This window comes from Undibacterium cyanobacteriorum (assembly GCF_031326225.1).
Lineage (GTDB): Bacteria > Pseudomonadota > Gammaproteobacteria > Burkholderiales > Burkholderiaceae_D > Undibacterium > Undibacterium cyanobacteriorum.
On the sequence record NZ_CP133720.1, the window covers coordinates 896,371 to 908,065 of the forward strand.

At 47.8% G+C, this 11,695-nt stretch carries 9 protein-coding genes; 7 read left to right on the forward strand and 2 right to left on the reverse strand.

The genetic code is table 11. From position 1 onward, the window contains the following. Nucleotides 1–118 precede the first annotated feature (118 nt). The 6 genes from RF679_RS03735 (at nt 119) to RF679_RS03760 (ending at nt 4,885) form a co-directional block, all read left to right on the forward strand. Nucleotides 119–670, forward strand: a complete 552-nt coding sequence (locus RF679_RS03735; RefSeq protein WP_309482877.1) for a cob(I)yrinic acid a,c-diamide adenosyltransferase — start codon at nt 119–121, stop codon at nt 668–670. 183 nt (nt 671–853) lie between these two features. Further along, a complete protein-coding gene (locus tag RF679_RS03740) occupies nt 854–1,414 on the forward strand; it encodes a DUF5946 family protein (protein WP_309482878.1) in 561 nt (186 codons plus the stop codon). A gap of 177 nt (nt 1,415–1,591) precedes the next feature. Continuing rightward, nucleotides 1,592–1,930, forward strand: a complete 339-nt coding sequence (locus RF679_RS03745) for a VOC family protein (RefSeq protein WP_309482879.1) — start codon at nt 1,592–1,594, stop codon at nt 1,928–1,930. Between the two features lie 152 nt (nt 1,931–2,082). Further along, a complete protein-coding gene (argJ, locus tag RF679_RS03750) occupies nt 2,083–3,321 on the forward strand; it encodes a bifunctional glutamate N-acetyltransferase/amino-acid acetyltransferase ArgJ (protein ID WP_309482880.1) in 1,239 nt (412 codons plus the stop codon). Between the two features lie 184 nt (nt 3,322–3,505). Further along, complete coding sequence (locus RF679_RS03755) at nt 3,506–4,372, forward strand: ATP-binding protein (RefSeq protein WP_309482881.1); 867 nt, start codon at nt 3,506–3,508, stop codon at nt 4,370–4,372. Nucleotides 4,373–4,408: 36 nt separating this feature from the next. Continuing rightward, nucleotides 4,409–4,885: an NUDIX domain-containing protein gene (locus RF679_RS03760; RefSeq protein ID WP_309482882.1), complete on the forward strand. Its 477-nt coding sequence runs from the start codon at nt 4,409–4,411 to the stop codon at nt 4,883–4,885. A gap of 10 nt (nt 4,886–4,895) precedes the next feature. On the opposite strand, the gene RF679_RS03765 is transcribed toward RF679_RS03760, so the two are convergent. After that, nucleotides 4,896–5,699, reverse strand: coding sequence for a type IV pili methyl-accepting chemotaxis transducer N-terminal domain-containing protein (locus RF679_RS03765; RefSeq protein ID WP_309482883.1), 804 nt, complete (start codon nt 5,697–5,699; stop codon nt 4,896–4,898). A 541-nt stretch (nt 5,700–6,240) separates the two neighbouring features. On the opposite strand from RF679_RS03765, the gene RF679_RS03770 reads away from it, so the two are divergent. Then, nucleotides 6,241–9,240 carry a TonB-dependent receptor gene (locus tag RF679_RS03770; protein WP_309482884.1) on the forward strand — a complete coding sequence of 1,000 codons (3,000 nt, stop codon included), beginning with the start codon at nt 6,241–6,243 and terminating at the stop codon, nt 9,238–9,240. Between the two features lie 156 nt (nt 9,241–9,396). Here RF679_RS03770 and RF679_RS03775 read toward each other — a convergent pair whose 3' ends face one another. After that, nucleotides 9,397–11,559 (reverse strand): AsmA family protein, encoded by a 2,163-nt coding sequence (locus RF679_RS03775; RefSeq protein ID WP_309482885.1) that lies wholly within the window; start codon nt 11,557–11,559, stop codon nt 9,397–9,399. Between the last annotated feature and the right edge of the window lie 136 nt (nt 11,560–11,695).

The window sequence follows — 11,695 nt, forward strand, 5'->3', positions numbered from 1 at the left end:
GAAATTCAAGTATCCTTGCGGTTTTCTTCCGCGAGACCTGTGTTTCACCAGACTTTTTTTGCACAAAACATGGGGCATCAGCCGTCGTCTTCAGAATTCAAAAAGTGAGTTAAATCAAATGGGAAATCGACTTTCAAAAATTGCGACACGTACCGGAGATGCTGGCACCACCGGTCTTGGTGATGGTAGTCGTATCGATAAAGATGCTTTGCGCGTTCATGCGATGGGCGATGTCGATGAATTGAATTCGCAACTTGGTGTCTTAATTTGCGAAGATATTCCGGATGGCATGAAGCAAGAGTTGCTATCAATTCAGCATGATTTGTTCGACATGGGTGGGGAGTTGTGTATTCCGGGCTACACCTTGATCACAGAAGCGCAGGTGTTGCGTCTCGACGCCTTATTGGCAAAATACAACGCAGATTTGCCACCTTTGAAAGATTTCATTTTGCCTGGCGGCTCTCGCGCGGCGGCGATCGCTCATGTGTGCCGTACCGTCTGCCGTCGTGCCGAACGTGCGATTGTCAGTGTTGGTAAAGCAGAGCAAATCAATGAAGCACCACGCCAATATATGAACAGATTGTCAGATCTGTTATTCGTTTTGTCGCGGGTATTGAATCGTTATGCGGGTGGCAATGATGTTTTGTGGGAGAAGGAACGTCAGCGCTAATCTTTGTAGATTAGCTGGATTTTTCGAACAAGGAAAGTGCTATAAAACCACAGCCGAAGGCACGCAACACAGCACTGGTTTAATTTTTTTAGCTGCTTTATGATGAAGTCGTCAGTGGTTTCGATGTGGTGCGTTTGGCTTCACGCGTAACGACTGATCATCCTCAACGTGTGGGAGGTCATCATGCCAAAGTGGGTTGAGCAAGCAGCAAAGAATGATTTGGAAATCATCGAAGATGGTCAGTGCCAGCTTTGTGGTTCCGACACCTTGCATGGTATTACCGAATGTGTCGCCACGGCCGGTAAGATCACTCACAAAATTTCCAAAGAAAAAGGTCTTGAGCATATGACCATTTTCTTGTGCATGGATGCTCACGCCCTACAACATACTTTGATTCATGCACGTTGGAATAATCATTTTCACCTTGCACGTCTCCATTTAATTTTAATCGACCAGATACAGTGGGACTATGATTTGACCACGGTACTCAATGAAGTCTTGGATGATTACAAAGAAGAGCACACCGCCGAGAAAGTGATTGAACCTGACGCCGCACATCGCGCAAAGATGACCGTTACCGATGTCGATGCTGCACACGACGATGAAGAATATATCGACCTAGTTTGGCAGTGGGCGCAGCAAGTGTACGAATCTTTTTCTGATAGCCACGCGATTGCCCGCCGTATCGCTGACTTGTTCCGTCAACGCTGTGAAGCTGATCTCGCTGATAGCGACGCTGTTTGATTTTTTTCTGAGCGAGCGCTTGGATAGCGCGTGACGAGGAGCGTCGCCACGAGCTCCCCCCTTCAATCATCGTTGAGCATGTTTGAAGTGTGTGGCTCGGTGCAACTGACAGTAGCTTCTTCTAGTCTCCTTCTAATCTGCTTCCAATTTTTTACCTTCTGATTTCTTTAGAAATATATGAGCCTTTCTGTCCTGTTGCGCTGCCACGCCATTGAGCAAAGCCGACGCTTTTATGAAGACGTGTTGAAGTTGCGCACTGAGGATCTCAACGAACACAGTATTTCGGTGTTTTGTGGCGATTCGGAAATCATGTTGACGGATTTAGACTTGTGGCAAGCTCAACCGCACATGAGTGGCACGATTTATCTCGGTGTCGTCGATGTGGACGCTTGGTTCGGGCGCTTGCAATCTTGTTGTGAGATGGTATGGCCACTGCAAGAGATGCCTTACGGTACGCGCGAGTTCGCCATTCGCGATTGCAATGGATACATACTGGCATTTGTGCAAAAAAATTGACGAAATGCTCTTGGATTGTGACGTTTTGCAACGCGTTTTGACAATGGGGCGGGGTAATCAACTCGAATCCACAGGAAATCACGTAATTGCACTAGGGGAAGGCGAAAAATATCCTACAATGTGCGCTTAATTTTCATTTCAGGATAGGCACTATGGCAGTTAATTCTCCTATTCCCGTCGCTGCAGATCTCAAGCCAGTGAAGGGTATCGAACTGGGATTTGCACAAGCGGGTATTCGTAAGGCGAATCGTAAAGACCTATTGGTCATGCGTTTGGCGCCAACTGCCACGGTGGCTGGCGTGTTCACAACCAATCGTTTTTGCGCAGCTCCGGTTCAAGTTTGTAAAGCCCATTTGGAAAGCCCGCATATGGCGGCCGGCCCTATTCGCGCTTTAATCGTGAATACCGGTAATGCGAATGCTGGTACCGGTGATGCTGGCTTGGCTGCGGCGAATGCCACCTGTGCGGCATTGGCAGAATTTCTCCAGTGTGAACCTTCGCAGATTTTGCCATTCTCCACGGGTGTTATTTTGGAACAGTTGCCAGTCGATCGTTTGATCGCTGGCATTCCTGCTGCAATCGCGAGCTTGAGCGAGAATAATTGGCTAGACGCAGCAGAAGCCATCATGACCACCGATACGCAGCCGAAAGCGGCATCGACTTTTGTGGTGATCAACGGCGTGCGCGTCAACATGACCGGTATCAGTAAAGGTGCTGGCATGATCAAACCGAATATGGCAACCATGCTCGGCTTCTTGGCCTTAGACGCGAAGGTGTCGCAACCGGTGTTAGATCATTTGGTGAAGACAGCTGCTGATCATTCATTCAATAGCATTACGATTGATGGCGATACTTCGACTAACGATTCCTTCATGTTGATCGCAACAGGCGCATCAGCCTTGGAAATCAATGATATTGAATCGGCCGAATACAAAGCTTTGGCGACTGCGGTGATTGGTTTGTCGCAAAAGTTAGCGCACATGATTGTGCGTGACGGTGAAGGGGCAACCAAGTTCATCAGCATCGAAGTTGAAGAAGGCCGCGATGTGGAAGAGTGCCGCAAGATCGCCTATTCGATCGCCCATTCTCCTTTGGTGAAGACTGCTTTCTTTGCCTCTGATCCTAATCTCGGACGTATCCTGGCAGCGATTGGCTATGCTGGCGTGAATGACCTCGATGTCAGCAAACTCAATTTGTATTTGGATGATGTGTGGGTTGCTAAGAATGGTGGGCGCAACCCAGAATATCGTGAAGAAGATGGCCAACGTGTCATGAAGCAAAGCGAGATTACGATACGTGTGAAGCTCTCGCGCGGCATTGCCAATGCGACGATTTGGACTTGCGATTTGTCGCATGACTACGTTTCTATTAACGCTGACTACCGTTCCTAACGTCTGGCGAAGAATTCGTTCTGAGGCCTTGTAGTAAACATGAATGAACAGCGCAGCCGAAATGCAGATCGTGCGCTGTTTTATTCACATCACAGTCACTTCACAATTTCTTTGAACGGAGGTCAAGCTTAGTGAATAAACTTGATCTTTTGTTTGTCTTTATCGATCGATATCAATCTGTATCATGAGCTCGCTAGAACAATTCCTCCAACGTGCAGAAGGTGTACTGACACGTCTTGAACAGCTGATGCCAGCTCCGTTTGTCGCGCCAGATTGGACCGCGAGTACGGCGTTTCGTTGGCGCAAAAGAAGTTATCAGCATGCGTATTTGCAGCCGGTGAAAATTCAAGCGAGTTTAAGCTTGGCAGATCTGAAGCACGTCGATCGCCAAAAACAATTAATTGAACAGAATACACGTCAGTTTGTCAGCGGTAAGCCGGCCAACAATGTGCTGCTCACAGGAGCACGTGGCACCGGAAAATCGTCTTTAATTAAAGCGTGTTTGCGCGAATTCGCGGAGCAGGGTTTGCGCTTAATTGAGGTCGATAAAAGCGATATGGGTGATCTTCCTGATATCGTTGACTTAGTCGCGGAACGTCCAGAAAAATTCGTTCTTTTTTGCGATGACCTGTCTTTTGAAAATGGTGAAGCCAGTTACAAGGCCTTGAAAGTGGCCTTGGATGGCAGCATCGCTGGGACATCGCCCAACGTTCTGATTTATGCGACCTCCAATCGACGTCACTTATTGCCAGAAAATGTGTCGGATAACGATGGGTATACGCACGGCGATGATGGCGATTTGCATCCGGGCGAGACCATCGAGGAAAAGATCTCCTTATCCGAGCGCTTCGGCTTGTGGGTGTCGTTCTACTCCTTCCGTCAAGATGATTATCTGGATATCGTGGCACATTGGTTGCGCAGTTTTCAGTGTAACGAAGCGCAAATCGAAGCGTCTCGAACCGAAGCTTTGCAATGGGCGCTGCAACGTGGCTCACGTTCCGGACGTGTCGCATGGCAGTTCGCACGTGATTATGCCGGACGCATCCTGTAAGCCGTTGCGGATCATAGAGTAAAGAGGCAAGCATCGATGACGCAATCAGAAATCAGGCAATCAAATGCAACGCAGCCAGAAGCAAAGCTAGGCCAGGAGCCCAATGCGAGCGCCAAGGCCATTGACGTTGCGGTTGGCATCCTCATGCGCCCGAATGGAGATGTCCTGTTGGGACAACGCCCGCAGGGGAAACCTTATGCCGGCTATTGGGAATTCCCTGGTGGGAAAGTTGAGGCCAACGAGGACGTGGCAAGCGCTTTGCGGCGCGAATTCATGGAAGAGCTCGGTGTGAGCATCGTTTGCGCTGAAGCTTGGTGTTGCGTTGAGCATGTTTATCCGCACGCCCATGTGCGCTTGCACTTCTACATCTCACGCCACTGGGAAGGTGAACCGCAAAGCCTCGAGGGCCAGGCCTTCGCTTGGCAAGGTGCTGTCGATGTGCAACCCTTACTACCTGCCACCATTCCGCTCCTTCAAGATCTTGATGAAGTGCGACGCGCAGTGCAAAGCTGAAGCGGCTATTTCATTTAGCGGCGTTGAGGTTTTGGAACATGCCAGTAACAATGTCCATTTGCTCTAAGATACGTTCGCTGGTTGTGGCGACGGTAGTGGAGAGCTGCTGGCTCAGCTTATTTTCACCTTGTTGTTTGATGGCGTAGTCAAAATAAACCCATTGCTGCTGCGCCAGTTTCAGCTCGTCATGTAAGCGTCTCTGCGTTTGACTGTTTTGCTCCAACACGTCCATATTGGCGAGAAATTCTTTACGCAAGAGTTCTAATTCTCGTACATGATCATGGCTGGTCAGTTTCCACTGCGCGGCTTGATACAACTTTGCCATGCGCTGCGACAACATCCTTTGTCGGCCCGAGATGTTCACGAGTTGAGCAGTCTTTGAATTGGCGTGCAATTCAAATTGTTTAGTTAAATCTTCGGTCACCACGAGTAGCTGGTCACTGAGTTGCAAGATTTGTTTCGCATCTTTTTGATTAGGGGCTCGTCCAATGAGCAAATCTTTGTAGTTGAGCCATTGTTTCTCGGCCACCTGAAGTTGGTTTTTGATCTCGGCCGTTGGTGCAAAGACTTTGAGTTCAATCAGTTGTTTGTCGAAGCTGGCAATCGAAGCATCGAAGATGCGACGAGACTGCTCAAGATCGACTGACAAGCCTAATTGCATGTAGGCCTTTGCGATGCGTTGCGAAAGCATGCGTTGACGACCGGATTTGTTGATGGCATCGCTAGGACTTTGAATTTCGGCTTGGCTGAAATTGGGAATCAGACTGGAGCCCAAGACACAAGCGCTACTAAGAAGAAAATGGCGTCGTTGCATGGCATGTTGAGATGAACTAAGGGAGTCTCTATCATGCGTTTCTGCGCAGCCATTGAGTAGTCAACGAGAGAACTAGCGAGCTGATTTTTTGGAACTAGTCCTAGTGGCGAATATTTCGTAAAAGCGGGATGAGTTGGATTTTGACTCGATCGCAATAAAGGAAATTTATTTTCTTAATTCTTTGATTGTGATCTTGATGCGTTGAAGGAATTATTGTCATCGGCTTTAATAGCTATTCTTAAAGTTGCCACATTTAGTGCCGGATGGAAAGTTTCATATGTTTTCTAGTTCGCGACACTTTTTATGGGGAAAAGTTTCTAAACTCGCCTAAAAAACAGGCTTCATTAAAAAAAATTCAAGCAGCTTAAACATAACTTGTTGTAAATTTTTAGCATTTACTACAAATGTCGTAATTCTACTTATCTAGACATCTTTTTTATTGTTTTTGATTGCTTTCTTAATTAGTATTTTTGCCTCTTCATGGAATTTATTTTTCATGTTGAGACACAAAAATACACAGGAAAGGAAAATAATGAAAAACATGAGACACCAAAATGTCGTTCGAAAAACCATGATGGCTTTGGCAATTAGCGTTTGTTTCGCTGGGGCTGCCATGGCGCAAAGTTCTGACGGCTCTGTGTTTGGTCGCACAACTACGGCCAAATCCAAAGTAACCTTACAAAGCTTGGAAAATGGAAGTTCCCGCCAGATTGAAGCCAATGCAGACGGTAGCTTTACCTTCAGCAAGGTCGCGCCCGGGAAATATCGGATTTCCGCGAATGGCATGAGCCGTGAGATCGAAGTTGCGATGGGAACGGGATCGGAAGTAAGGCTGGAAGACGCCAGCACTGTGGTGATTAAGGCTTCTAGAACACGCAGCGCGATTGACGTTTCAAGTACTGAATCAAACACCGTATTCACGCAGGCTGAAATTCAATCGATGCCGATTGCACGAAGTGCGACCGCGGTTGCGATGCTCGCACCTGGAACTGTGCAAGGCGATGCTGGTCTGGCAAACCTCCCATCATTCGGCGGCGCATCCATTGCGGAAAACGGATATTACATCAATGGTATGGATGTCACGAACATTCGTAACTTTCTGTCCTTTGCAAGTTTGCCGTTTGATGCGATCGAGCAGCAGCAAGTGAAAACAGGAGGCTATGGGGCGGAGTATGGTCGCTCTTTGGGGGGCGTGGTCGGCCTTACGACGAAGCGTGGTACTAATACTTGGAAAGGCGGCGCCGCTGTCATTTGGTCGCCGCAAGGCTTGAATGCGAAAGGTCTCAATACGCCTGATTACGAAGTCCTGGATAATCCGAACGGTTATTACTTGTTTGGTCGCGCCAGTACGAGTAATTCCACTGAAGTGAATTTCAATTTGGGTGGTCCTTTGATTCAAGATAAGTTATTTATCTGGGGGATGGTGACGCAATCGCGGGCCAATTCAGATGCTTACGGTAAAACTTCGAGTAGTGCTTCCGAATCAGGAACACCGACTGGAATGGTCAAGCTCGATTTCGTTCCGAATGGCGATCATCGTTTTGAGCTCACAGGGATCTCAAACAGTGCAAAGTCGACGAGCTATACTTGGCTCAACCCGACTGGCCAAAATTACGTGACTCAGCACCTTGGTGATCCGCGTATTAGCACAAATAAGTCGATCTCCAACGTGATCATCGGTAAGTACACCGGTTATATAACGGACGATCTTTCTGTTTCGCTGCTCCATGGCGGCACCAATGCGTATTATGGACTGACCAAGGGTGCTGGAGCGTCACGTCCTTATGATCCAAGTTGTCCTGCTGTGACGGGGCCTGCGTCGGGTCAACGTCAAGGCTGCTATGCGTGGCCAGCAGTTTCTACCCGTGATCCAAAAGCGGGTGAGAATTTCGATAAGCGTCGTAACACACGTTTGGATCTGGAATACATTTGGGGGCAACATACCATCCGTGCAGGGATCGATAATCAAGTATTCGATTCGGCCCAAGCGGGAAGTGTGAATAGTTCTGGCGGCAAAACCTACGCCTATGCATTTTCCAAAGATGGTGCGGTGAATGGGGTGCCCAATGTCGTGGCAAAAGGCGCTGAATATGTCACTGTGTCCGATGGTTATCAAACTTCCGGGATCTATCGCGTCATTAATGATGCGACCTATTTGGAAGATAACTGGCGACCAGTCAAAAATCTGGTGACCTATGGCGGCTTGCGTTGGGAATCGTTTGATAATCGCAACTCAGATGGCGTCAGCTTCGTTAAGAAGAAAAATTTGTTCTCGCCGCGTTTCGGCGCTTCATGGGATGTGAATGGTGACTCTACCCTGAAGATCTATGGCAATGCCGGTCGTTACTATATTCCAGTGGCATCGAACACTAATATCCGCGGCACCCGCATTGAATATTCTGAGACGCGCTATTACACATTCACGGGTAAGGACGGTCAGACTGCAGTGCCGACTGGTCTGAAAGAAATTGGTCAAGCAATTATCAATGGATCGGATCGTTTGCCAAACCCAGCGACGGTCGCAGATCCAAACTTGAAACCAATGAACCAAGACGAGTTTATTCTCGGGTTCCAAAAAGCATGGGACAAGAGTCTTTCTTATGGCGTGAAATATACGAAACGAAAAGTCAACGCTGGTATGGATGACTACTGTGGTACCGCGCCAATTGCGAAGTGGGCAAAAGAGCAAGGCTACGCTAAATTCGATTGGCATTCATTAGCGGGATGTGTCTTGATGAATCCTGGTGAAGATCTGACTCTTGCGATGGATCTGAATGGTGATGGCAAACTGGTGTATGGAACCATCCCGAAGAAATATCTCGGCTTGGCACGTTATGAACGTCTGTACGATGCACTGGAGTTCTCATTAGATCGTCCGTTTGACGGTGTTTGGGGTGGCGGCGCCTCCTACGTTTGGTCGAAGAGTCGTGGTACTGCTGAAGGTTACGTGCAATCAAACCTGAATCAAGGTGATGCGGGTATTACGCAAGATTTCGACTTTGGTTCCTTTACTGATGGTGCCTTTGGTTACTTACCAAATGATCGTCGCCACCAGTTCAAGTTTTACGGCTCGTACAAAGTGAACGATAACTGGACATTGGGCTTTAATTCTCGAGTCGTTTCGGGGCGCGCCACAAGTTGTCTCGGCTTCGTGCCTACCACCGTGCCAGACTACCTCGGCGCCAGCGGCACTACTTCGGGCGGCTCAGGCGCGTATGGTAGCGCTTCTAGTTATTACTGCTTGAACGCCTCCGGTATCAGTGAACTACATCCGCGCGGCTCTGGCGAACGCACACCTTGGACGAAACAATTGGATTTATCGGTCAACTACGATACCAAAATTGCTGGCAATAATCTGACCATACAATTCTCTTTGGTGAATCTGTTCGATAGTCGCACAGTACAGGAATGGCAAGAACGCAGCGACTATAGTCGTAGCACCAGTAAAGCACCACCGGGTCGTTTTAGCATGAACTACAAAAATGGCACGGTGTATCAGTCGCCACGCTATTTACGTTTAAGTGCGCGCTATAACTTCTGATCCTAACTGATAGGGTTGTAAAAGTGTGTGGCACACACCTCCCCCGGGGATGTGTGCAACTTTGGCCCAAGGACCATGTTTTGGTCCTTGGGTTTTTTATTGCGTATCCCAAGTTTGGCAATGATGCCTAGGACTTCAATCAAAAATTTCAAGGAATTACTTCGACAGAAAACCTTTTAGTTTATCTTTCAGTTGATCATTCACTTTTTGTTTGAGCTCTTGCTTTTTCTCTTCGATTGCAGGTGCAGCTTTGGCCTTGAAGGCGGCTTTCAAAGCATCGCTGCCGATTTGGCTAAATAAGATTTGATATTGAATGTGATCAAATGGACCGCTCAGCCGAATCGGGATCGAGATATCCTTTAACTGCGCCAGATCAGCACCATCTTGGCCAGTCGCCGTATTGACCACCACGACCTTGGCGGTATAGTCGACTTTGCTAGCGGGTAGATCCACATCGCCACTGCCGCCGATGCGTAAGAATGGGGATTTCATGTCTAAATCTTTACTGTTGCCTATCCCATTCACGAATTGCATACTCGCGCTCATCGCTGTGAAATCCGTCTTTTCTTGCTGGTTCGCGTTTTGTTGCTGATCGCTTCGCCCTGAGATTTTGGCTTTGAAGTCGCGCAAAGACTTGGCGACGTTGATGCCCTTCACAGCACCATCATTGAGTTTTACGGCCAGTTTGCCATTTAAGTGGCGTTTAAATTCCTCAGGCAGCCTCCCATGAGTTTGCAGAGCCAAATCAATCGACCCACGTCCCTCCAGTATGTCTTTACGCAAAAAATCTTGGATCAAGGGATTGATATTGATATTGCTGAGGCTCTGCTCTAAGGAGATTTGATTGTCACTCGAGACGCGGATTTTTCCGTTTAAATTGCCTTGATAAAGTTGGGCACGAATCGGGTTGAGATTGATCACGCCGCCCTCAATCGCAATGGGTAATGAGATCTCGCTCATCTTCAAATTCTTAACCTGTAATCGATGGAGGGCGATATTGCCGCGTACTTGTAGTGGTTCTATCCACTTCAAATTGAGAGGTGATTTGGTTTGTTCAGCGTTGCTAGGATGATCCTGCACTTCGTTTTTCACGTAGCGATCGAGATTGAACTGATCGATGTCAATCTTGAAATCGATCGAAGGATTGGAGAAGTTCTTGAGCGCAAGTGCGATGTCGGCTTTGCTCTCATCAAACTGTGTTTGTATCGTCGTACGGAATTGTTTTTCGCCTAGCTTTAATGACGCCTCACCCTTGAGCGGCACCCGTATCTCTTTCTGCATGAGTTGTGGATCTTTGATGAGAATTTCGGCTTGAAGTTGAGCCAATGTGAGTTCCTGCTCTACATTGCGCCAAGTCGGGCTTGTGCTCAAATTAAATTGGCGAATTGCGCCATTTTTGTTTTGCTCAACATTGAGTGAGAGTTGATCAAGTCGCCATGGTGTTGTGCTCGATTCGAGTTTGCCGCTCGCAATTTTGAGATGGAGACTCTCCGCTCCAGAGAGTTGTGCTTCGAGCTGCGTGTTATCGCTGACGAGTTGTTGTGAACGGTATCCTAATTGTTTGCTTTTGAGCTTAAGCTGAAGTGTCTCAGCGCCTGTCTTTGTTTGGATTTGTGAGGTGAGATCGCGTAAGAGGAAGGCTTGTGCAGCGAGGTTTAATTCCAATTCGGATTGCAAGTCGAGATGTGCATCAAGACGGGGTTGCTGTAAAGCGATGTGGGTTTTTAATTGAATCGGTGAGCGTGATTCACCGCCGATTTTTCCAGTAGTGAGATCAAAGGATAGGATGTCGCCAATCAGATTGTTCTTACGATCTTCAAGACGGAGTTTGGCGTTCTTGATCTCTATCCCATCGATATTGAATTCTAGCGGACTGTTTTGTTTGGCTTGCGAATTTGAGCTCGCTGGCATCGCCTCGTTTTGCTTGAGGAAATCGTCTACATTGGTCTTCCCATCGACGTCGCGACTAAGGCGTACCTGAAGATCGCGGACCACCACTTGATCGACCACCAGTTTTTTTCTGATCAAGGGCAGCACCGCTAAGGAAACGCGTGCTTGCCCAAGGCTAGCAAAATTTTGCGCGCTTTGATGTTCTGATAATGTGAGTTGATTGAGGTCGACGCCGATCTTCGGGAAGAATCGTAGTTTGATATCACCATCGATGCGTAAGCTTCGCTGATACTTATCTTGTGCAAGTTGGCTTAGCTGAGTTTTGAAAGAATTCGGATCAAAAACAAGTGCAAGATAGGCCAATAGAGCGCCTATCAATAAGATCACGATTCCCAGAAAAATAGCGAGATAACGAAGCGTACGTTTCATGTTTCCTCCGGCAGCAGGACGAGTATGCGTGAGAGCATAGCACGGCTTTATGGTGAGGAACTGAGTGTACCTGAAGCTGTAGAAGCGATCAAAAAACGATGAAGCCTAAAGTAAGTGCTAATGTAAGTCCTAATGT

Bases quoted from the DNA above. Each gene is read 5' to 3' on its own strand.
- RF679_RS03775 (WP_309482885.1), bottom strand. From the start codon at position 11,559: ATGAAACGTACGCTTCGTTATCTCGCTATTTTTCTGGGAATCGTGATC.
- RF679_RS03770 (WP_309482884.1), top strand. From the start codon at position 6,241: ATGAGACACCAAAATGTCGTTCGAAAAACCATGATGGCTTTGGCAATT.
- RF679_RS03740 (WP_309482878.1), top strand. From the start codon at position 854: ATGCCAAAGTGGGTTGAGCAAGCAGCAAAGAATGATTTGGAAATCATC.
- RF679_RS03760 (WP_309482882.1), top strand. From the start codon at position 4,409: ATGACGCAATCAGAAATCAGGCAATCAAATGCAACGCAGCCAGAAGCA.
- argJ (WP_309482880.1), top strand. From the start codon at position 2,083: ATGGCAGTTAATTCTCCTATTCCCGTCGCTGCAGATCTCAAGCCAGTG.
- RF679_RS03735 (WP_309482877.1), top strand. From the start codon at position 119: ATGGGAAATCGACTTTCAAAAATTGCGACACGTACCGGAGATGCTGGC.
- RF679_RS03765 (WP_309482883.1), bottom strand. From the start codon at position 5,699: ATGCAACGACGCCATTTTCTTCTTAGTAGCGCTTGTGTCTTGGGCTCC.
- RF679_RS03755 (WP_309482881.1), top strand. From the start codon at position 3,506: ATGAGCTCGCTAGAACAATTCCTCCAACGTGCAGAAGGTGTACTGACA.
- RF679_RS03745 (WP_309482879.1), top strand. From the start codon at position 1,592: ATGAGCCTTTCTGTCCTGTTGCGCTGCCACGCCATTGAGCAAAGCCGA.